At 57.9% G+C, this 20,958-nt stretch carries 19 protein-coding genes; 15 read left to right on the top strand and 4 right to left on the bottom strand.

The window, feature by feature from the left end; all coding sequences use genetic code 11:
* The first annotated feature begins 1 nt into the window (after position 1).
* Together yihA and QVO43_RS08670 are read left to right on the top strand one after the other, a co-directional pair.
* Positions 2-631 (top strand): ribosome biogenesis GTP-binding protein YihA/YsxC, encoded by a 630-nt coding sequence (gene yihA / locus QVO43_RS08675; protein ID WP_022488130.1) that lies wholly within the window; start codon positions 2-4, stop codon positions 629-631.
* A gap of 100 nt (positions 632-731) precedes the next feature.
* Complete coding sequence (locus QVO43_RS08670) at positions 732-1,400, top strand: NUDIX hydrolase (RefSeq protein WP_022488129.1); 669 nt, start codon at positions 732-734, stop codon at positions 1,398-1,400.
* Here the strand turns inward: QVO43_RS08670 and QVO43_RS08665 are convergent.
* Positions 1,318-2,550, bottom strand: coding sequence for a type II secretion system protein GspD (locus tag QVO43_RS08665; protein WP_022488128.1), 1,233 nt, complete (start codon positions 2,548-2,550; stop codon positions 1,318-1,320). The genes QVO43_RS08670 and QVO43_RS08665 overlap by 83 nt on opposite strands.
* Entirely contained in the window at positions 2,547-3,071 is a 525-nt protein-coding gene (locus QVO43_RS08660) for a hypothetical protein (protein WP_022488127.1), read from the bottom strand. Before QVO43_RS08660 ends, QVO43_RS08665 begins: the two co-directional genes overlap by 4 nt.
* 124 nt (positions 3,072-3,195) lie before the next feature.
* On the opposite strand from QVO43_RS08660, the gene QVO43_RS08655 reads away from it, so the two are divergent.
* Entirely contained in the window at positions 3,196-4,425 is a 1,230-nt protein-coding gene (locus tag QVO43_RS08655) for a GspE/PulE family protein (protein WP_022488126.1), read from the top strand.
* An 11-nt stretch (positions 4,426-4,436) separates the two neighbouring features.
* Positions 4,437-5,090, top strand: coding sequence for a trimeric intracellular cation channel family protein (locus QVO43_RS08650; RefSeq protein WP_022488125.1), 654 nt, complete (start codon positions 4,437-4,439; stop codon positions 5,088-5,090).
* A 94-nt stretch (positions 5,091-5,184) separates the two neighbouring features.
* On the opposite strand, the gene QVO43_RS08645 is transcribed toward QVO43_RS08650, so the two are convergent.
* Both QVO43_RS08645 and QVO43_RS08640 read right to left on the bottom strand, forming a co-directional pair.
* Positions 5,185-5,676, bottom strand: a complete 492-nt coding sequence (locus tag QVO43_RS08645; protein ID WP_022488124.1) for a YajQ family cyclic di-GMP-binding protein — start codon at positions 5,674-5,676, stop codon at positions 5,185-5,187.
* A 118-nt stretch (positions 5,677-5,794) separates the two neighbouring features.
* Positions 5,795-7,351, bottom strand: coding sequence for a DUF4127 family protein (locus tag QVO43_RS08640; RefSeq protein WP_022488123.1), 1,557 nt, complete (start codon positions 7,349-7,351; stop codon positions 5,795-5,797).
* 135 nt (positions 7,352-7,486) lie between these two features.
* Between QVO43_RS08640 and uvrB the strand changes: the two genes are divergently transcribed.
* From uvrB to scfB, 11 genes are all read left to right on the top strand, one after another.
* Positions 7,487-9,481, top strand: a complete 1,995-nt coding sequence (gene uvrB / locus QVO43_RS08635; protein WP_022488122.1) for an excinuclease ABC subunit UvrB — start codon at positions 7,487-7,489, stop codon at positions 9,479-9,481.
* On the top strand, positions 9,474-12,293 hold the full coding sequence (gene uvrA / locus QVO43_RS08630; protein ID WP_022488121.1) for an excinuclease ABC subunit UvrA: 2,820 nt from the start codon (positions 9,474-9,476) through the stop codon (positions 12,291-12,293). Before uvrB ends, uvrA begins: the two co-directional genes overlap by 8 nt.
* Positions 12,290-14,158 carry an excinuclease ABC subunit UvrC gene (uvrC, locus tag QVO43_RS08625; protein ID WP_022488120.1) on the top strand — a complete coding sequence of 623 codons (1,869 nt, stop codon included), beginning with the start codon at positions 12,290-12,292 and terminating at the stop codon, positions 14,156-14,158. Before uvrA ends, uvrC begins: the two co-directional genes overlap by 4 nt.
* Before the next feature lie 114 nt (positions 14,159-14,272).
* Positions 14,273-14,434 (top strand): rubredoxin, encoded by a 162-nt coding sequence (gene rd, locus QVO43_RS08620; protein WP_012937911.1) that lies wholly within the window; start codon positions 14,273-14,275, stop codon positions 14,432-14,434.
* 69 nt (positions 14,435-14,503) lie between these two features.
* On the top strand, positions 14,504-15,313 hold the full coding sequence (locus QVO43_RS08615) for a Cof-type HAD-IIB family hydrolase (protein WP_022488119.1): 810 nt from the start codon (positions 14,504-14,506) through the stop codon (positions 15,311-15,313).
* Positions 15,314-15,389: 76 nt separating this feature from the next.
* On the top strand, positions 15,390-16,256 hold the full coding sequence (gene rapZ / locus QVO43_RS08610) for an RNase adapter RapZ (RefSeq protein ID WP_022488118.1): 867 nt from the start codon (positions 15,390-15,392) through the stop codon (positions 16,254-16,256).
* Positions 16,257-16,266: 10 nt separating this feature from the next.
* Complete coding sequence (locus QVO43_RS08605; RefSeq protein ID WP_022488117.1) at positions 16,267-17,640, top strand: gluconeogenesis factor YvcK family protein; 1,374 nt, start codon at positions 16,267-16,269, stop codon at positions 17,638-17,640.
* Between the two features lie 2 nt (positions 17,641-17,642).
* Positions 17,643-18,572, top strand: coding sequence for a DNA-binding protein WhiA (gene whiA / locus QVO43_RS08600; protein ID WP_022488116.1), 930 nt, complete (start codon positions 17,643-17,645; stop codon positions 18,570-18,572).
* Positions 18,569-19,420: a polysaccharide deacetylase family protein gene (locus QVO43_RS08595; protein WP_022488115.1), complete on the top strand. Its 852-nt coding sequence runs from the start codon at positions 18,569-18,571 to the stop codon at positions 19,418-19,420. The genes whiA and QVO43_RS08595 overlap by 4 nt, the downstream gene beginning before the upstream one ends.
* 87 nt (positions 19,421-19,507) lie before the next feature.
* Positions 19,508-19,651: a six-cysteine ranthipeptide SCIFF gene (gene scfA, locus QVO43_RS08590; protein ID WP_071142269.1), complete on the top strand. Its 144-nt coding sequence runs from the start codon at positions 19,508-19,510 to the stop codon at positions 19,649-19,651.
* Positions 19,652-19,736: 85 nt separating this feature from the next.
* Positions 19,737-20,958, top strand: a 1,222-nt coding sequence (gene scfB / locus QVO43_RS08585; protein ID WP_288174821.1) for a thioether cross-link-forming SCIFF peptide maturase, incomplete at its 3' end; no start/stop codon positions are given.

Here is a 20,958-nt window from a genome sequence, read left to right as displayed (position 1 = left end):
CATGGCAGGAAAAGAGTGGGACATCATCGGTGCTTCTTATGTGGCTTCGGCGGTAAAGGCCACCCAGTATCCCCAGGATACCATTGACGAGGTGGCGTTCATCGGACGGAGCAATGTGGGAAAATCTTCCCTGCTGAATTCCCTGGCCCGGCGGAAGGGCCTGGCCAGGGTCAGCAGCTCTCCCGGCAAGACCCAGACCATCAACTTCTATTCCTTCCAGGCCAAGCGCCAGCAGGAGGAAAAAGTGGACCGGCACACCTACTATGCAGTAGATTTGCCGGGGTACGGATTTGCCCGGACCAGCAAAGGGAACAAGGAGCAGTGGTCCGCCTTTATCTGCAAGTACATGGAGAATTCCCAGTACCTGAAGCTGGTCTGTGTGCTTATGGACATCCGCCATGCACCCATGGAAAGCGACATCGACTGCTACCAGTGGCTGCTGAGCCTGGGACTGCCTATTATGGTGATCCTGACCAAAAGCGACAAGCTGAGCAAGGGCGCCGTGGCCAGCCAGAAGGCCCTGTACCAGAAGACCTTCGGCCTGGGGGACGAGCAGATCATGACCTACAGTTCTACCAGTCATACCACAAGAAAAGAACTGATCAACCGGATCATGGAGCATTTGGAATAAAAGAAAGGGGCTGTTGCGAAAGCAACAGCCCCTTTACCATTTCCTAAAAATATTGTACAATTCTGTTATGTTCGATACAAAAACGAAGGGAGAAACGGGTATGAGTCAGGAAATGGAACAGCGGCAGAAACTGGCCGGGCTTTGGCCGGACCAGCGGCAGCGGGTGGATAAAACCCTCCGGCTTTGGGAAAGCGCCGTGCTGCTGCCTTTGCGCTGGAACAAACATGGGTGGGAAATCCTTTTTGAGGTCCGGGCCGCCAACATGAGCTGGCAGCCGGGAGACATCTGCTTTCCCGGAGGCCATCGGGAGGATTCGGATTCCAACTTCTGCGCCACTGCCCTCCGGGAGACCCGGGAAGAACTGGGCATCCCGGAAGACAAAATCCAGGTACTGGGGCCTTTGGACTATTTCTACGGCTATTCCGGTCCCATGATCTATCCCTTTGCCGGGATCCTGCCCAGCCAGGTCTCTCTCCAGCTGGACAAGCAGGAAGTGGGGGAAGTGTTTTCCGTCCCGTTGAAGGACCTGTTGGCCATCCATCCGGTGGTGGGGAAACTGTCCCTGGCCAGCCGGCAGGAACCGGGATTTCCATCTCAGTGGGCCTATGGCTTCCAGGACGGCTGGAACATCCGGGGCGGCTATGAAGTGTTCTTCTACCCCTGGAAGAAGCGGATCATCTGGGGCATTACCGGCCGGATCCTCCATCAGTTCCTGGAACGGGTCCGGCAGGGAGGGATCCTTCCGGAGGCAGCACACCGGGATCACTGAGATAGGGGGTCAGGATCATGCATACCTCCGTCCGGTTCCGGCTCTGGCTCCGGAACTTGAAAAGCTCTCCCAGAAGGGGCAGTTTGGACAGCAGGGGAATGGCCTCCAGCCGGTGCTGTTCCTGTTCGCTGATCAGCCCGCCGATCACCAGGGTTTCCTTTTCCCGGAGCCGTACATGGGTATCCGCCGTACGGCTGGTGATCCGGTAGTTTTTCAGTTCCGCGATCAGGGTGGGAGTGCTCACTTCCGTGTGGACTTTGGCGGTGATCAGTCCGTCCTGGCTCAGGTATGGAGTGTAGGAAAGCCGGATCCCCGCATCCACATATTCCGTAGTGCTGGTGGTGGTGCTGTTGGTGACCTTTTCCGTCACCACCGGGATATGGTCCCCAATGAAAATACTGGCTTCCCGGCCGGGAAGAGTGATGATCCGGGGGGTGGCCAGCACCTTGGCCTTTCCTTCCTGGCAAAGGGCACTGAGCCGGGCCTGGAAATTGGCTCCGTACCCGTGGCCCAGATGGATCCGGCCGGCCATGTTTTCTTCTCCCTGGTCTTTGCCGGCCGGCAGAGGACTCCAGTCCCACTGGAGCCCCAGTTCCCGGGAGGCGGTTTCCCCCAGGGACAGGATCCGGGCTTCCAGGGTGATTTGCCGGGTGGGCCGGTCCAGGGCCTTCAGGGCCTCCTTCAGCCGGTTTTCCTCTCCCGGGGATCCGTGGAACAAAATGGCGTTGGCTCCTTTTGACCAGGCCAGGGGAGCGGAAAACAGGGGCTTTAGGGATTCGGCGGTTTCCCGGGCGGAGATGTATTCCAGCGGATGCACCGACAGACGGCCGTCCAGGGCGTCCATCCGTTCCGGCCGGGCCACCCACAGGGTATCTCCTTCCAGGTTCCAGCAGAGCCCCTGGCTGCGGGTGACGGCTTCCAGCGCCTGGGACAGGGGCATCTCATGGAGCTCCAGGGACAGGGTGCTGGAGGCCGGCTCGTCCAGGATCAGGCTCCGGCCGGACAGCTGGGCAATGCTCTGGAGCACGGCACCGGTGGGGGCATTTTCCACGGAAAGGGAAATGGGATCTTCCAGAGAAGCGGCCAGAACCCATTTGACTGGTGTAAAAAAGCAGAAAATACAGAAACAAATGACAGAAAGTCTTTTCATGGCCATACCTCCCCGATCCGGATCTGACGGGCCCCGCATTCCAGGGCAGAGGGCAGGACCTGGGTGATGGAACCCAGGCCAGGAAGTTCATCTCCTTTGCCCAGGAGACGGTGTCCTTCCGGCAGGGCCGCCAGAGCTTTCCGGGTGCCGTTCATTTCCAGGATCCCCAGGAGACGGCAGACCTGGAGGGAAGGGGCCGGCTGGGAAGCAGCCGGAGCCGCCGGGATTCCGGAGGGGACCGGGACGGCTGGAACTTTTTTCCCGGAGGCAAGGGTCCCGACCGGATGATCCAGAGGCCGAAAGGGGTCCCGCCGGGGCAGAGGCTTGGGACGGACCGGCTTTTTCAACGGTTCCGCCGTTTCTTCTTCTGAAAGAGCAGGCAGGGGCGGAAGATCCGGCAGAGAGGGAGAAGGGAACAGATACAGGGCGGAACCGGTGCCGGCGGCTGCCAGCATCAGGCCCAGTCCCAGCCGGGAGGGCAGAGCGGGGAGCGAAGAAAAAGAAAACGGTAAGGAAAACATGGGAACCTCCTTCATAAAATGGATTCAGGTTCCATTATAGGAAATTTCAGGAAATTTTCCTACCCCCCGGGTCATGAACGGAGGAAAAGAGATAGTGAACGGTCAGTCAGAAAGGAGAAGAGCCATGTTTGGGCATCCCTATGGCAGTGTTTCCGGTGGAAACCGGTGGAACAATCCTCTGGAAGGAGGAAGAGAGGATACGGCATCGCCGGCTGTCCGTCTGGCCCGGCAGGTGCTGGAAAAGGCCCTGGAACGGGGAGCCAGCGACATCCATCTGGAACCGGAAAAAGACCGGATGACGATCCGCTGCCGGGTGGACGGAGTGCTCCAGCCCCTTTGCCAGGTGGAACGGAACCTCCAGGATCCGCTGCTTTCCCGGTTCAAAATCCTGTCCGGGCTGGACATTGGAGAAAAACGGCTGCCCCAGGACGGACGGTTCCAGATCCGGTGGCGGGACCGGCCGGTGGACGTGAGGGTGTCCTCCCTGCCCACCCTGTTCGGAGAAAACCTGGTGCTCCGGCTGCTGGACCAGGAGGCTCTGCCCCTGGATCTGTCCCGGCTGGGGTTCAGTGATGCCAACCGGCAGCGGCTGTCCCAGTGTCTCCGGCAGCCCCACGGACTGTTCCTGGTCACCGGGCCCACAGGCAGCGGCAAATCCACCACCCTGTATGGGGCTCTGGCGGCCCTGGACCGGGAGCACCAGAACATCATTACCGTAGAGGACCCGGTGGAATATCAGCTTCCGGGGATCCGGCAGGTGGCAGTGCGGCCTAAAATCGGGCTGACTTTTGCCCGGTGCCTCCGGAGCATCCTCCGCCAGGACCCGGACTGCATCCTGATCGGGGAGATCCGGGACGGAGAAACGGCGGCCATGGCCATCCAGGCGGCTCTTACCGGACACCGGGTGCTGAGTACCCTACACACCAACCGGGCGGCAGGGGCGGTGAACCGGATCCTGGACATGGGAGTGGAGCCCTATCTGGTGGCTTCTGCTCTCCAGGGCGTGGCCGGACAGCTGTTGGTCCGGAGACTGTGCAGGGAGTGCAAAAAGGCGTATACTGTAACGGAAAGGGACTGGGAATGGAAGTATCTGGGGCTGGAAGAGCCACGGACCCTGTACCGGGCCCAGGGATGCCCCCACTGCCGCCATACGGGCTATGCCGGCCGGCTGCCTCTCCAGGAGGTGCTGGTGATGGACGGCGGGCTGCGCCGGGGGATCCTGGAAGGATGGAGTGAAGAACGGCTGGAACAGGAGGCCCGGAAAGAGGGCTTCCGTTCCCTCCGGGAAGACGGCCGGGACAAGGTACTGGCTGGAGAGACCAGCGGAGAAGAACTGCTGAGAGTGTTGGGATAAAGGGAGGATGTATGCTGCAGCTGTGGAATCTGTTTGAAATCGCCGGGACTGTTTCTTTTGCGGCTTCCGGTGCCATTGTGGGCATGGTGAAGAACATGGATGTGTTCGGAATCACGGTGCTGGCGGTGCTTACCGCCGTGGGAGGCGGGATGATCCGGGATGTGCTGGCAGGCTATACCCCTCCCATGGCTCTGGAGAACCCGGGAAACCTGCTGCTGGCGGTGCTTACGGCTCTGGCCATGTCCTGGCTCTTTGCCTCCTACCGGATCGCGGGACGGAAACGGCAGATCGTGACTTTTTTCTATATTGCGGCGGATACGGTGGGACTGGCTTCCTTTACGGTGACCGGGACCCTCACCGGCCTGTCCCAGGGCAAGCCCCACACCTTTGTGTATCCCATTATGCTGGGGCTCCTGACAGCGGTGGGAGGCGGGGTGCTCCGGGATCTGATGGCCCAGCGGGTGCCCAGTGTGCTGAACACCGATGTGTACGCCACCGCCTCCCTGGCCGGCAGCCTGGTCATGTGCCTGTGCTGGCATTACGAAAGCCAGGACCTGGCCCCCTGGCTGGGCGCCTTCATGGTGATCGCCCTCCGGTTCTTCGCTGTCCGCTTCCGCTGGCAGCTGATCCATCCCATGGAGAGGAGGAAGAGGGGGAAGGAATAAAAAAAGGGGGTGAAAAAATTCACACCCCCGGTCACTGGTCTCTTGTCACCAGTCACTGGACGAAGGAAGGCAGCCGGGTTGCGGCTGCCTTTTCTCATCTCATATTGATAAACTGCATATCGATTCCGAAATCCTGTCCTTTGACCAGCTGGATCACGGCTTGGAGATCGTCTTTTTTCGGGCCGGACACCCGGATCTGGTCGTCCTGCTGCTGGGTGGTCACCTTGATCTTGGCGGCTTTGATGGCAGCGATGACCTTTTTGGCGGTTTCCTTGTCGATGCCCTGTTTCAGCTTTACGGTCTGCCGGACGGTGCCTTTGGCGGCAGGTTCCACTTTGCCCGGGTCCAGGCTGCGGAGAGACAGGCCCCGTTTGGCCATCCGCTGACGCAGGATGTCCAGGATGGCACCCAGTTTGTATTCGTCTTCCGCTGCCAGTTTCAGGTCTCCGTCAGAGAGCTCGATGGTGGCGTTGGAGCCCCGGAAGTCATACCGCTGTTCGATTTCTTTCCGGGTCTGGTTCAAAGCGTTGTCCAGTTCCTGCATGTCAATCTGGGAAACAATGTCGAAAGAGCTGTTCTTGGCCATAAATAAATCCTCCTGTAAATACATAGTTAAAATTTGTTCAAAGCCGGCGGCAAGCCGGCTTCCAGTGGCTAGAGACTAGAGACTGGAGACTAGTGACCAGCCAGGCTGCAGCCTGGCCTCACTTCACTCTCACATCCACCTCGAACATCCGGTTCCAGGGGAATTCCACCGTATAATGGGTGCCCTTCAGGGTGGGTTCGTCTTCCACGTACTGGCGGAACAGCCGGTTGGTACCGCTGAGGATCCGGTTGTAGTATTTCCCCAGATCGTACTTCAGCTTGAAATCGTGCTGGTCGATGCCCAGGCTGATCCGGTACCGGACATTGGCCTGGTAGATCCAGTCGTCCAGGAGCCGGGTCTTCAGCAGCCGTTCCCGTTCCGCCGGTTTGATCCGTTTGCCCAGGATCCCCTGGCTCAGAGCATAGCCGATGCTGTTGTCCGCCGTGTTCCAGCCGGAATAGGCGGTGAGCCCCAGCAGGGCTTTGGCATCGGTCATGGCCAGCATGAACCCGTTGTCCGCCCCGTTGGCATAGGAAATATCCGCCAGAGCCACGGGCTTCTGGGTCTCCAGGTCCGCCAGTTCTGCAGCGAAGGCCCGGTTGGCCCGGCTGGCGTAGGGGGCGTTGTCATTGGCGGTGGAATCCAGGCAGACCCCGTCTTCCGGAGTGTTCACTGCCAGCACCAGATCCGCCTTCTTCAGGTGGCTGGTTTCCACTGCCCCGCTGGCCAGGATCTGGTTCCGGACAGAATCTTCCGCCCGTTCATCGGAATACAGGGGCACGGTATCGCCGCCGGCTCCGGGTGCAAACAGGGGATAGACCCTGGGCTTTTCCCCCCGGATCTCATTGATGGCCCGGGTCACCAGCAAAAGCCCCACCTGGTCCACCCCGGGCAGGATCTGGAACCGGTTTTCCGTAACCCCGTCGCCCACAAATTTCAGGTGCCGGGCTTCCATATGGGTCTGGGACAGGGGCGCATCGTCATCCTTGCCCAGGGCAAAATAATGGAAGGTGCCGTTCTGGCACAGCCGGATCAGCCGTTTGTTGGTCTGGAAATTCATCAGCCGCCGGGTCCGCCAGTCCTTCATGACGGAATCGGGAATCTGGGCCAGCAGGGTCTGCCGTTCCTGGATCTCCGGATAGCTTAGGGATCCGTCCTGGTCCTCCTTGTCCTGGAGCTGGGAATAACGAAAGATCTTGGGGCCGTATTCCTGGTAGTACCCAGGTTCCACTTTCCCGATGCTCTGCTGGGGCGTCCGCATAATGGTGCTGAAGGCATAGATCTTCAGCCCCGGGTTGTCCTTTTTCAGCTTTTCCAGCCGCTGGACTTTTTCCTTCAGGTATTTTTCCAGATGGTGGTGTTTTCGGGAAGCCACCAGGCCCCCATAGTTCAGGCTGTCCGTAGCCAGTACCGCTGCTTCTGCATGAGGGGCTTCCTTTTCCAGCCAGTTCCACAGGGCTTCATTGTCCCCGGAACCCCGATGGTCGGACAGGTCCTTTTCCGGAGGGGTGGTCAGGGGATAGCCGGCCGCCTTGGCGGTGTCCACGGTATATTCCAGACACACAGGCCGGTTGTCCAGGGGAACGTACAGAATCTTGGGTGAGGCTTCTGCGCCCGGTGCCAGGGAAAACATCAGCAGGGCGCCAGCCAGTACCGATTTGAACGATAAATGCATGGTTTCCTCCTTCTTACAGAATCATTTTATTATACACTATCTGTATGGCTAAAAGAAAGACTTTAGACTCACCAGTCAGTACTTTTTCCGTATGATATAATGATAGAGATACTGAAAGAACAAGGAGAAACCATTATGCCATTTGAAATCCATGCTCCTTTTGCTCCGGCGGGAGACCAGCCGGAAGCCATAGAGGCCCTGGCCAGAGGGGTGGAGGACGGGCTCCATACCCAGGTGCTGCTGGGGGCCACCGGTACCGGGAAAACCTACACCATTGCCCAGGTGATCCAGAAGGTCCAGAAACCCACCCTGGTGATCGCCCACAACAAGACCCTGGCGGCCCAGCTGTGCAGCGAATTCAAGGAATTCTTCCCCAACAATGCGGTGGAATACTTTGTGTCCTATTATGATTACTACCAGCCGGAAGCCTATATCCCGGCCACGGATACCTATATTGAAAAAGATTCTTCCATGAACGATGAAATCGACAAGCTGCGGCACTCGACCACTTCCGCCCTGATGGAACGGCGGGACGTGATCGTAGTGGCGTCGGTGTCCTGCATCTACGGTCTGGGCGGCCCCAAGGACTACTACGACAGTGTCCTGTCCCTGCGGGTGGGCCAGACGGTGGAACGGGATGCCATCCTGGAGAAACTGGTGAAGATCCGCTACGAACGGAATGACCTGTCTCTGGAGCGGGGCAAGTTCCGGGTCCGGGGAGATGTGATCGAAGTGGTCCCGGCCAGTTACGGAGAAAAAGCCATCCGGATCGAACTGTTCGGGGACGAAGTGGACAGTCTGGAGGAAATCGACGTGCTCACCGGCCAGGTGGTGGACAAACGGACTCATGTGGCCATCTTCCCGGCCAGCCATTATGTAACCAGCGATGAAAACCTGGAACGGGCCCGGAAAGACATCCGCCGGGAACTGAATGAACGGCTGAAGGTGCTGAAGGGGGAAAACAAGCTCCTGGAAGCCCAGCGGCTGGAACAGCGGACCAATTACGACCTGGAGATGATGCAGGAGCTGGGGTACTGCAGCGGCATTGAAAACTATTCCCGGCACCTTACGGGACGGAAGCCCGGGGAACCGCCTTTTACCCTGGTGAACTACTTCCCCAAGGATTTCCTTACGGTAATCGACGAAAGCCATGTGACCCTGCCCCAGCTCCGGGCCATGTACGCCGGGGACCGGGCCCGGAAGGAACAGCTGGTGAAGTACGGGTTCCGGCTGCCTTCCGCCATTGACAACCGGCCTCTCACCTTTGACGAATTCCAGGCCCAGCGGGGGCAGATCATCTATGTATCTGCCACTCCCGGGCCTTACGAAATGGAAACCACCGACCAGGTGGTGGAACAGATCATCCGGCCCACCGGGCTTCTGGACCCCCAGATCGAAGTGCGGCCCATCAAGGGACAGATCGACGACCTGCTGGGGGAAATCCACAAGGTCACCGGCCAGAAGGAACGGGTGCTGGTAACCACTCTGACCAAAAAGATGGCGGAAGACCTGACGGAATATCTTACCACCGCCGGGGTCCGGGTCCGGTACCTCCATTCGGACATTGCCACCATCGAACGGGCGGAAATCATCCATGACCTGCGGGCCGGGAAGTTCGACGTGCTGGTGGGCATCAACCTGCTCCGGGAAGGGCTGGACATGCCGGAAGTGAGCCTGGTGGCCATCCTGGATGCGGACAAGGAAGGATTCCTCCGCAGCGACACCGCCATGATCCAGACCATCGGCCGGGCGGCCCGGAATGCCCACGGCCGGGTGATCATGTACGCGGACACCATTACCGGATCCATGGAGCGGGCCATCAGCGAAACCGCCCGGCGACGGGAAAAACAGGAGGCCTTCAACAAGGCCCACGGCATCGTGCCCAAGACCATCCAGAAGAAAGTGGTGGAACTGATCAAACTCACCAAGGTGGAAGAGGACGATACCGCCGCCAAGGGATATACGGCCAAAACCGTGAAGAAACTGAAGCCTCGGGAACTGGACAAACAGATCCGGGCCATGGAAAAGAAAATGAAGGAAGCGGCCAAACAGCTGGACTTTGAACTGGCTGCGGAATACCGGGACCAGCTGATCCTGCTGAAAGGAGAGCAAAGAAAAGCTCATGAATGAAGACGTCATTGTGATCCAGGGTGCGCGGCAGCACAACCTGAAAAATATCTCCCTGAAGATTCCCCGGAACAAGCTGGTGGTGATCACCGGACTGTCCGGAAGCGGAAAATCCTCCCTGGCCTTTGACACCATCTATGCGGAAGGCCAGCGCCGGTATGTGGAAAGCCTGTCCGCCTACGCCCGGCAGTTCCTGGGACAGATGGACAAACCGGATGTGGACTATATCGGAGGGCTGTCCCCGGCCATTTCCATCGACCAGAAGACCACCAGCCGGAACCCCCGGTCCACCGTGGGGACGGTGACGGAGATCTACGACTATCTCCGGCTGCTGTTTGCCCGGATCGGGATCCCCCACTGTCCCAAATGCGGGAAGGTGATCGAACGGCAGTCCCCCCAGCAGATCGCTGACAAGGTGCTGGAACTGCCGGAAGGGACCAAGTTCATGATCCTGGCCCCGGTGGTGTGGGGACGGAAAGGGGAACACAAAAACATCCTGGAAACCGTCCGCCGGGCCGGCTATGTGCGGGTGAAGGTGGATGACCACATCTATACCCTGGATGAGGAAATCCAGCTGGACAAAAAGAAAAAACATTATATTTCCGTAGTGGTGGACCGGCTGGTGGCCCGTCCCAGCCTGGGGAGCCGGCTCACCGATTCCCTGGAGACAGCCCTGAAGCTGGGGGAAGGCACCGTGGCCATCGAAGAAATCGGGGGAGAGACCCATGTGTACAGCGAAAAGTTCGCCTGTGCGGAATGCGGCATCAGCCTGCCGGAAATCGAACCCCGGCTGTTTTCCTTCAATGCCCCCTACGGGGCCTGCCCGGATTGTATGGGCCTGGGCCAGCACATGGAATTCGACCCGAATCTGATCATCCCGGACAAGACGAAACCTTTTGACCAGGGGGCCATTGCGGCAGTAAGCTCCAATGTGAAGTCCTATTTCCTGTGTCAATTGGCAGCCGTATTGAAAAGCCGGGGCTTCTCCCTCCAGAACTGCTGGAAGGATCTGCCGAAAAAATTCCAGCAGCAGCTGTTGGAAGGGATCCCGGACGAAATCTTCACCTTCTCCTATCAGAATCTCATGGGGGAAATCAACGAACACAATACCCCTTTTGAAGGGATCATTCCGGTGCTGAAACGGCGGCTGAAGGACGCCATGAGCGAAAGCCAGCGGCTGGATTACGAATCCTTCATGACCGCCATCGAATGTTCCACCTGCCACGGGGCCCGGCTCCGTCCGGAAGTCCTGGGGATCACTGTGGATGGGAAGAACATCCAGCAGGTGTGCCAGCTGCCGGTACGGGAATGTCTGGATTTCTTCAACCATCTCCAGCTTTCGGACCGGGATGCCTTTATCGCCAAACAGATCCTGAAGGAAATCCGGGCCCGGCTCAGCTTCCTGAACAATGTGGGGCTGGATTACCTGACCTTGGACCGGGCGGCGGCTACCCTGTCCGGGGGAGAAGCCCAGCGGATCCGTCTGGCCACCCAGATCGGCTCCGGACTGGTGGGGGTGCTGTACATCCTGGATGAACCCAGCATCGGCCTCCACCAGCGGGACAATGACAAACTGCTGGAAACCCTGAAGAACCTTCGGGACATGGGGAACACCCTGATTGTGGTGGAACATGACGAAGACACCATGCGGGCGGCAGACCAGATCATCGATATCGGGCCCGGGGCCGGGGAAAACGGAGGCTATGTGGTGGCCCAGGGCACGGCAGAAGAAATCAGCCAGGTGCCGGAATCGGTCACCGGCCAGTACCTCAGCGGCCGGAAGAAAATCCCTGTGCCGGCCCAGCGCCGGAAGGGCAGCGGGAAGACGCTGACCATCAAGGGAGCCCGGGCCAACAACCTGAAGAACATCGATGTGTCCATTCCCCTGGGAACGCTGACAGTGGTTACCGGGGTCAGCGGCAGCGGCAAAAGTACCCTGATCAACGATATCCTGTACAAGGCCCTGGCCAAGAAGCTGATGGGGGCCCGGGAACGGCCTCTGGCCCACGAACGGATCACCGGGATCCAGCATATCGACAAGGTGATCAACATCGACCAGAGCCCCATTGGCCGGACTCCCCGGTCCAACCCGGCCACCTACACCGGCACCTTCGACCTGATCCGGACCCTGTTCAGCACCACCAACGACGCCAAGCTCCGGGGCTACAAGCCGGGCCGGTTCAGCTTCAACGTGAAGGGGGGGCGGTGTGAAGCCTGCCACGGGGACGGGATGCTGAAAATCGAGATGAACTTCCTGCCCGATGTGTACGTGCCCTGCGAAGTGTGCAAAGGCACCCGGTACAACCGGGATACCTTGGAAGTCCGGTACAAGGGGAAGAACATTGCGGAAGTCCTGGACATGACCGTCAGCGAGGCCTGCCAGTACTTCAGCAACCAGCAGCGGATCCTCCGGAAACTCCAGGTGCTGGAAGACGTGGGCCTGGGCTACATCCGGCTGGGCCAGGCGGCCACCACTCTCTCCGGCGGGGAAGCCCAGCGGGTGAAACTGGCCACGGAACTGGCCAAGGTGAACACCGGCCGGACCCTGTATATTTTGGATGAACCCACCACCGGGCTCCACATGGCGGATGTGCACAAGCTGCTGGAAGTGCTCCAGCGGCTGGTGGATGCCGGGAGCACCGTAGTGGTCATCGAACACAACCTGGATGTGATCAAAAGTGCTGACTGGCTTATCGACCTGGGGCCGGAAGGGGGCGACCGGGGCGGTACGGTGATTGCCACCGGGACTCCGGAACAGGTGGCGGAAGTGCCAGAATCCTACACCGGCCAGTATGTAAAGAAGGTCCTGGAATGAACGATGCCATCAAAGAGACCCTGGCGGTGCTCCCCAACGCCCCAGGAGTCTACATCATGCACGACGCCTCCGGAAAGGTGATCTATGTGGGTAAGGCGGTGATCCTGAAGAACCGGGTGCGCAGCTACTTCCGCCCGGCCAGCCAGGTGTCCCCCAAGGTCCGGGCCATCAACGCCCATGTGGCCTCCATCGAGACCATTGTCACCGCCAGCGAGATGGAAGCCCTGATCCTGGAATGCAACCTGATCAAAAAGTACCGGCCCCGGTACAACATCGACCTGAAGGATGACAAGACCTATCCCTATCTGAAGATCACCGTAGGGGAGGCCTATCCCCGTATGGTGCTCACGCGCCGGGTGCAGAAGGACGGGGCCCGGTACTATGGTCCCTTTGCAGATGCGGGAGCTCTCCGGGACACCATGAAGCTGATCCGGACCATGTTTCCCCTCCGGCACTGCCGGAACCTGAATGCCAAACGGCCCTGTCTCCAATACCATCTCCACCGATGCCTGGCTCCTTGTACCGGGAAGGTGCCTGTCAGCGAATACAAGCAGATGGTGGATGCAGTGCTGCTGCTGCTGGACGGGAAGGTGTCCCAGCTGGAAAAAGATCTGACCGCAAAAATGCAGCAGGCTTCGGACAATCTGGAATTTGAGGCGGCGGCCCGGTACCGGGATTCCCTGCTGAGCCTCCGGAAGCTGGCGGAAAAACAGAAAGCCACTACGGAAAGCGGGGACCGGGATGTGGTGGGGCTGGCCATGGATGACAGCGGGGTCTGTGTCCAGGTGTTCTTCATCCGCAGCGGCAAGATCCTGGGCCGTGACAGCTTCTTCCTGGACCAGGAAATCGAGGAGCCGGGAGGAGAAGTGCTGGCAGATTTCCTGAAGCAGTACTACCATGAAAACCACCGGCCGCCCCGGGAAATCCTGGTGAGCGAAGATCTGGCAGACAGTGACCGGACCCTGCTGTCCCAATGGCTCAGCGGTCTGTGCGAAAAAACGGTGAACCTGCTGGTGCCCCAGCGGGGACTGAAGCACGACCTGGTGCTCATGGCGGTGAACAATGCCCGGAAGAACCTGGAAGAGCGGCTCCGCCGGGGCCATGCCTTTGGAGGGACGGACCTGGATGCGGCGGAACAGCTCCAGAAGGCCCTGGGACTGGAGAAGCCCCTGGAACGGATGGACTGTTTCGATATTTCCCACAACCAGGGCCGGGAGACGGTAGCTTCCATGGTGGTGTTCCGGAACGGTGCCCCCAGCAAGAAGGATTACCGGAGGTACAAGCTCCGGTCCACAGAAGGGAAGCCGGACGACTTCAAATCCATGGAAGAAGTGGTGTACCGGCGGTACAGGGACCTGGAAGATCTGCCCAGCCTGATCATCATCGATGGGGGCAAGGGACAGCTGAGTTCCGCCTGTGCCGTGATCCGGGGCCTTGGAATCACCCCGGAGGAGGTGCCCGTCATCGGTTTGGCCAAGCGGGAAGAAGAAATCTTCAAAGAGGGGGCCCACACCAGTATCCTGCTGGACAAAATGTCTCCGGCCCTCCACCTGATCCAGCACATCCGGGATGAGGCCCACCGGTTCGCCATCACCTACCACCGGAAACGGCTGGGGAAACGGAACCTGGTGTCCGTCCTGGACCATCTGGAAGGGCTGGGGCCCAAACGACGGGCCGCTCTGTGGAAACGGTTCGGTTCCCTAGATGCTATGCGCCAGGCTTCTGTGGAAGATCTGGCGGCAGTGGATTCCATGACCCGGCCGGTGGCGGAACGGGTCCATGCTTTTCTCCAGGGCAGCCTGCTGGAAAAAACGGCCCTGCTGGAACAGGGACGGGAGAATCTGGAAAAAGAAAAACAAGAATAAATTATTAGCCAATAATTTTTCTTAAAAATTTCTTTAAAACCTATTGCCACAGGAAAGAACCTTTGGTATAATCGAGGGCGAAGAAAACAAATAATCCTGAGGGGGATACGAACAATGAAAAAATACGTTTGTGACGTTTGCGGTTATGTATATGATGAAGCTGCCGGTGATCCGGAACACAACATTGCTCCCGGCACCAAATTCGAAGACCTGCCGGAAGATTGGGTCTGCCCCATCTGCGGCGTAGGCAAAGACCAGTTCTCCGAAGAAGCCTAAAAAGCCAGAAAGGCTGTCGCATTCCAGCGGCAGCCTTTTTTTGTTGGGAAAACGAGAAGGAGGAAACCCATGTCCCTGAAAATGATTGCCATGGATCTGGATGGCACTCTGCTGGATGAAGAAAAGAACATTGCCCCGGAAGATGCGGCGGCGGTAAAAGACGCGGTAGCTGCCGGCTATTTCGTGACCCTGGCCACGGGACGGATGTACCGGTCGGCCCTGCCCTATGCCCGGGAACTGGGCATTACCCGTCCTCTGGTGGTCTACAACGGGGCTCTGATCCGGGATCCCCGGACTGGAGAGACCCTGGGAGCCTGGCCCCTGCCTCTGGAAGTGGCCCAGCCTCTTCTGGATGACTGCCTGGGCCGGGGAATCTATATCCAGGCCTATGTGGATGACCATCTGTGGGTGCCTCGGGACTGTGAGGAAGCCCGGTTCTATTCCCATTTTTCCCGGGTGCCCTATGAAGTGAAAACGGAAGAAATCCATCACCTGTCCCAGGCTCCCCACAAACTGCTGGTGCTTTCTGACCAGGTGAAGACCCTGCGGCCGGAACTGGAAGAGAAATATGCCGGGAAGATCAAAATCGTCAGCTCTTCCAAAGGATTCCTGGAAGTCACTGCTCCCGCTACCAACAAATGGCATGCCCTCCAGGCTCTGGCAGCCCGGGAAGGGATCAAAGGAGAGGAAATCCTCTGTGTGGGGGATTCGGACAATGATCTGGACATGATCACCCACGCCGGCCTGGGAGTGGCCATGGGGAACGCCAGCGATCCGGTGCGCCAGGCGGCCCGGGTGGTGACGTCGCCCAATACCCGGAACGGGGTGGCCCGGATCCTTCGGACGGTGATGACTGAACAGGTGGAGGTACCGGTATAAAGAACCGGGGAAGACTTTACACGGACTTTTTTTCCATTGTATAATAAAAACATTGAAAACTTTGCAGGGGGTGTGGATGGAAATGGCGAGAACGTTGCTGATAACCGGGATGTCCGGTGCGGGGAAGACGCAGGTAATGCGGACCCTGGAAGATCTGGGCTATTTTTGCGTGGACAATCTTCCCCCTACTTTTATTCCCAAATTCATTGAACTGTGCCTCCAGAACAAGAACGGAGGGGCCCAGCTGGCACTGGTGGTGGATATCCGGGGAGGGAAATTCTTCAAGGATCTGAACCAGGTCCTGGACCAGCTGAACCAGAGCAGCGTGCCTTATGAACTGGTCTTCCTGGATGCGGATGATGCCACCCTGATCCGGCGGTACAAGGAAACCCGCCGGCGCCATCCTCTGGCAGGGCGCAACGGACTGAGTGCGGACATTGCCCGGGAACGGGATATCCTCAGCCAGATCCGCCAGCGGGCCACTACCATCATCGATACGTCCAAGACCAGCACCAAGGAACTGCGCAGTAAAATCGTCCAGCTTTTCGGCAAGGGAGGGGAACTGCCCCCCATGAACATCGTGGTCCAGTCCTTCGGATTCAAATACGGCATTCCTCTGGACTGCGACATGGTCTTTGATGTGCGGTTCCTGCCCAATCCCTTCTATATTCCGGAGCTGAAGAATCTCTGCGGCAACGACCAGCCGGTGATGGATTACATCCAGGAAAAACCGGTGACCGGGGATTTTGAGGAGAAGCTGTTCGGGCTGATCCAGTTCCTGCTGCCCCAGTATGTCCAGGAAGGGAAGAGCCAGCTGATGATCGGCGTGGGCTGCACAGGGGGGCGGCACCGGAGTGTGTTCATAGCCAACGCTCTGGGCCGGTTCATTGAAAAATGCGGCTATGGGGTGCAGGTCATCCATCGGGATTTAATAAAGAAATAGGTGAATGCGTATGAAATGGATTAAGTGGTTGTACCCGGGGCTGAACCTGAAGCGCTGGCTGTTCCTTTTTGCGCTGGGCGCGGTGCTGGCCTGTGTGGGAGTCACTTTAATCTTCAACTATCAGTTCGTGGGGCTGTTGGAAGCCTTGGTACTGAAGTTCATCAATTCTGTGGGAGGCGAATACTACCAGTCCACCATTACGGCCCTGGGGGCTTTCAATGTAGGCCTGGGCATCCTCTTTATGCTTCTGGGGGCCACCCATGTGGTGAAGACCATCATCAATGCAGTGATGCCGGGGGAAAAGGAATCCCTCCGGGAACTGATTTTTACCCAGCAGAAGCTGGACAAGGGCCCCAGCGTGGTGGTCATCGGCGGGGGCACCGGGCTGTCCGTGCTGCTCCGGGGTATCAAACTGATCACCAACAACTGTACGGCGGTAGTGACCACGGCCGACGACGGGGGATCATCCGGCCGGCTGCGGAAGGAACTGGGGATCCTGCCTCCCGGTGATATGCGGAACTGCCTGGTGGCGTTGTCTGATACGGAACCGCTGATGGAAAAAGTCATGCAGTACCGGTTCAAAAGCAGCGCCCTCAGCGGCCACAATCTGGGGAACCTGTTCATCGCCGCCATGAGCGATGTGGAAGGCGGGGACATGGAAAAAGGCATTGCCGCTACCTGTGAGATCCTGAAAGTGCGGGGCCATGTATGGCCCAACACCACGGACAACATCCAGCTGAAGGCAAAGATGGACGACGGCAGTACCGTGGTGGGGGAAAGCTCCATTACCGCTTCTCCCCACAAAATCGTCCGGCTGATGACGGAACCGGAAAATCCCCGGGCCTCCCAGCGGGCGGTGGATGCCATCATGAAGGCGGATGCCATCATCCTGGGGCCCGGCAGTCTGTACACCAGCGTCCTGGCCAGCCTTATCGTCCCCGGGATCCGGGATGCGGTGATCCGGTCCAAGGCCGTGAAAATCTACGTGTGCAATGTGATGACCCAGCCTGGGGAAACCGACGGCTACGGGGCCTATGAGCATGTCCAGGCCCTGATCAGGCACATGGGCTGCCAGTGCCTGGATTATGTTGTGGTCAACGAGCAGAAGGCCTCTCCGGAGATTTTGGCCAAGTACGAAAAAGAAGGGGCCATGCCGGTGTCTCCCGATGTGGAGAAAATCGAAAAGCTGGGCATCGACTGTGTGCCTGCCAAGCTGCTGAATGACAGCGACCTGGTCCGGCACAATCCTTTGAAGCTGGCCAAGACCATCATCGCCCTGATCTACCGGCTGAAGCTGTTCGGCAAGGGAATCCGGTTTTTCGACTACTTCTTTGCCCGGCAGACCATGCAGGAACTGCGGAAAAATGCCAAAAAGGAGAACTGACCATGTCTTTTTCCCATGATGTGAAAAACGAAATTGCACGGTCAGAAGGAGAAAACCACGACTGTGAACAAGCGGAGCTGTTCGGGCTGCTGCGGATCAGCGGGGCAGTTTCCCTCAGCGGCCGGAAGGTGGGCATCCACTTCACCACGGAAAACGCCGCCCTGGCCCGGCGGGTGCTCCGGCTGCTGAAAAACAATTTTCCGGTCCAGACGGAAGTGATCGTTACCCGGAGCCGACGGCTGAAGAAAAACAACCGGTATCAGGTCCATGTGATCCCTTCTGACGAAGCAAGGACGGCTCTCAGCCGGCTCCATCTCCTGTCCCCTCTGGAAGAGGCAGGCAGCGCCCTGCTGAAAAAGGAAGGAGAGAAGCGGGCCTTCCTTCGGGGGGTATTCCTGGCCGGGGGATCGGTGAACAAGCCCATCAGCGACTATCATCTGGAACTGATCTGTGACAGCCTGGAAATGGGCCAGTTCATCCAGAAAATCATGAAGGGCTTCAGCCTGCCTGCCCGGATCGTGGACCGGAAGAATTCCTACATCGTGTATCTGAAGGAAGGCAATGCCATTGCCGGGTTCCTATCCCTGATCGGGGCCAGCAATTCCTACCTGGAATTTGAAAATGTCCGGGTCCTGAAGGATATGCGGAACAAGGTGAACCGGCAGGTGAACTGCGAAACTGCCAACCTGAACAAGGTGGTCCAGGCGGCGGTGCGGCAGCTGAACGCCATCCGGGTCATTGAAGAAACGGTGGGGCTGAGCACCCTGCCGGAACCTCTCCAGGAGGCGGCCCGTCTCCGGAAGGATCACCAGGATCTGTCCGTGGGGGAACTGGCGGCCCTGACGGAAGACAATGTGGGCAAATCCGGATTCAATCACCGGTTGAAGAAATTGGAACAGATTGCAGAGAAATTGAAGGATGGGGAGCAATGAAGAAACTGATTATTTTTTTGGCCATTGTAGCGGCTTTGTGCGGCCTGGGATACGGGGGATATGTTTATGTGAAGCAGGATTTTCCCCGGTTCTGTGAAGAGACCGTGCCGATTTTTGCCTACCACCGGGTGGAACCGGGCCATGACGACCCGTATACCATGCCTCCGGAACAGTTTGACGAACAGATGAAATATCTGAAGGAACAGGGCTGGAAGACCATGACCCTGGCGGAATACGTGAAGGGCCGGAAGGAAGGACGGAAGTTCCACAAGGAATGTGTGCTGATCTTTGATGACGGGTATCTGGACAACCTGACTTACGCTGCCCCTATCCTGAAAAAATACGGCTTTGTGGGGAACATGTACATGGCCGTGAAGTATGAAGGCTGGCCCGGATATCTGGACTGGCACCAGGAACATGAACTGCTGAAATACGGGTGGGCCCTGGGGTCCCATACCTTCAACCACAAGCCTCTCCAGTCCATGACACTGGAACAGATCGACTATGAACTGACCAGCTCCATGGAACACATGCGGGGCATCTACAATCCCCCGGAAGGACTCACCTTCTCTTATCCCAACGGGTCCGCCAGCGATGCCATTGCAGCCCAGGTGAAAAAAGCCGGGTACATTGCCGGGGTGGACGGCCGTGTGGGGGTGAATACGGACAAGACCGATCTGATGCGGCTGCACCGGGTGAACGTGTTCCAGAACAAACCGGAGAACCTGGGATGCTTCCAATATGATTTGAAACGGGCTCAGATCCAGAGCTATATTGATCAGACAGGGGTGAATACAGACTGGATCATCCACAAGTATTATGAACTGAAGGCGAAATTCCATCTGTAAGAAAGATAGAAACGGTTGAAAGACTTGCGTTCTTTCAGAAAAACAGATACAATGAATTATAAACATGAAGATAGGGAGGAATCGATGATGGCAAAGAGAATCAAGACTGTGAATAAAGAAATGCTGAAGAAAACCCTGAGAACCGGCGGCTGCGGCGAATGCCCGGCATCCTGCCAGTCTGCCTGCAAAACTTCCTGCACGGTAGGCAACCAGGTTTGCGAAAAAGCATAATTCCATTATGCGCGGAAGCTCCCTGCATGCGCAGGGAGCTATTTTCTTGTACCAAACAAGCAATATAAGAAGGGCGGATAGAAACTTGCTGATCCATAGAATGCATCTGGACGACAATTATGTGGTCCTTGACGTGAACAGCGGCGCCGTGCATATCATCGACGCCATGATTTATGACCTGCTGGGCTTTTACGACGGCACCAATCCGGAAGAAACCAAAGCCCATTTTGCCGGCAAATACCCGGCGGAAGACGTGGCCGAAGCCCTGGAGGAACTCCAGGACCTGCAGAAGGCCGGTCTGCTGTTTTCTCCGGATTTCCCGGTGCCGGATACCTTTTCTGATGAACCGGTGCTGAAATCTCTGTGCCTCCATGTGGCCCACGACTGCAACCTGCGCTGCGGCTACTGCTTTGCAGACACCGGAGACTTTGGGGGCCACCGGGCTCTCATGAGCAAGGAAGTGGCCCGGAAGGCCATTGAATTTGCCATTGCCGGCAGCAAACAGCGGCACAACCTGGAACTGGACCTGTTCGGCGGGGAACCTCTGATGAACATGCCTGTGGTGAAATACATTGTGGACTATGTGCGCCAGCGGGAACAGGAAACCGGGAAGAACATCAAACTGACCCTGACCACCAACGGCACCCTGCTTACCGATGAGATCGTCAAGTATCTCAACGACAACCGGGTGATGCTGGTCCTGTCCCTGGACGGCAGCAAAAAGACCCATGATCACATGCGGCCTTATCCCGGCCATGTGGGGTCCTATGATGCGGCGGTGAAGGGCTTCAAAAAAGTCATCGAATCCCGCCATGGGAAGAACTACTATCTGCGGGGGACCTATACCCATTACAACACCCATTTCTGCGATGACGTGCTGGCTATGCTGGATGTGGGATCTGAGATTTCCATGGAACCGGTAGTGGGCACCACGGAACCCTGGGTGCTGACAGAAGAAGACTGGTCTACCCTGGACAAAGAATACGAAAAACTGGCCCGGGCCTATCTGGAAAAGAAGCGGGCAGGAGTGCCTTTTGACTTCTTCCATTTCAACGTGGCTCTGGACAACGGGCCCTGTGTGGCCAAACGGCTGGCAGGCTGCGGGGCCGGTCATGAATATTTTGCCATTACTCCGGAAGGGGACATTTACCCCTGCCACCAGTTCGTGGGACGGGAAAAATACAAAATGGGTACCCTGGATACAGGCATCGTGAAGAAGGATATGGTCCAGTACTTCCGTCACATGCATGTGATGAAGAAGGAAGACTGCCGGACCTGCTGGGCCCGGTTCTTCTGCAGCGGCGGCT

The organism is Acidaminococcus sp. CAG:542 (assembly GCF_000437815.1).
Classification (GTDB): Bacteria; Bacillota; Negativicutes; order Acidaminococcales; family Acidaminococcaceae; genus Acidaminococcus.
This window is presented reverse-complemented; position numbering and strand designations above follow the sequence as displayed.

What these genes read in the sequence shown, in the direction of transcription:
- QVO43_RS08655 (WP_022488126.1), top strand. Translation starts at nt 3,196, where the DNA reads ATGTTTGGGCATCCCTATGGCAGTGTTTCCGGTGGAAACCGGTGGAAC.
- whiA (WP_022488116.1), top strand. Translation starts at nt 17,643, where the DNA reads ATGTCTTTTTCCCATGATGTGAAAAACGAAATTGCACGGTCAGAAGGA.
- uvrC (WP_022488120.1), top strand. Translation starts at nt 12,290, where the DNA reads ATGAACGATGCCATCAAAGAGACCCTGGCGGTGCTCCCCAACGCCCCA.
- uvrB (WP_022488122.1), top strand. Translation starts at nt 7,487, where the DNA reads ATGCCATTTGAAATCCATGCTCCTTTTGCTCCGGCGGGAGACCAGCCG.
- QVO43_RS08605 (WP_022488117.1), top strand. Translation starts at nt 16,267, where the DNA reads ATGAAATGGATTAAGTGGTTGTACCCGGGGCTGAACCTGAAGCGCTGG.
- yihA (WP_022488130.1), top strand. Translation starts at nt 2, where the DNA reads ATGGCAGGAAAAGAGTGGGACATCATCGGTGCTTCTTATGTGGCTTCG.
- uvrA (WP_022488121.1), top strand. Translation starts at nt 9,474, where the DNA reads ATGAATGAAGACGTCATTGTGATCCAGGGTGCGCGGCAGCACAACCTG.
- QVO43_RS08670 (WP_022488129.1), top strand. Translation starts at nt 732, where the DNA reads ATGAGTCAGGAAATGGAACAGCGGCAGAAACTGGCCGGGCTTTGGCCG.
- QVO43_RS08645 (WP_022488124.1), bottom strand. Translation starts at nt 5,676, where the DNA reads ATGGCCAAGAACAGCTCTTTCGACATTGTTTCCCAGATTGACATGCAG.
- QVO43_RS08595 (WP_022488115.1), top strand. Translation starts at nt 18,569, where the DNA reads ATGAAGAAACTGATTATTTTTTTGGCCATTGTAGCGGCTTTGTGCGGC.
- QVO43_RS08640 (WP_022488123.1), bottom strand. Translation starts at nt 7,351, where the DNA reads ATGCATTTATCGTTCAAATCGGTACTGGCTGGCGCCCTGCTGATGTTT.
- QVO43_RS08650 (WP_022488125.1), top strand. Translation starts at nt 4,437, where the DNA reads ATGCTGCAGCTGTGGAATCTGTTTGAAATCGCCGGGACTGTTTCTTTT.
- QVO43_RS08615 (WP_022488119.1), top strand. Translation starts at nt 14,504, where the DNA reads ATGTCCCTGAAAATGATTGCCATGGATCTGGATGGCACTCTGCTGGAT.
- QVO43_RS08660 (WP_022488127.1), bottom strand. Translation starts at nt 3,071, where the DNA reads ATGTTTTCCTTACCGTTTTCTTTTTCTTCGCTCCCCGCTCTGCCCTCC.
- rapZ (WP_022488118.1), top strand. Translation starts at nt 15,390, where the DNA reads ATGGAAATGGCGAGAACGTTGCTGATAACCGGGATGTCCGGTGCGGGG.
- rd (WP_012937911.1), top strand. Translation starts at nt 14,273, where the DNA reads ATGAAAAAATACGTTTGTGACGTTTGCGGTTATGTATATGATGAAGCT.
- scfA (WP_071142269.1), top strand. Translation starts at nt 19,508, where the DNA reads ATGGCAAAGAGAATCAAGACTGTGAATAAAGAAATGCTGAAGAAAACC.
- QVO43_RS08665 (WP_022488128.1), bottom strand. Translation starts at nt 2,550, where the DNA reads ATGAAAAGACTTTCTGTCATTTGTTTCTGTATTTTCTGCTTTTTTACA.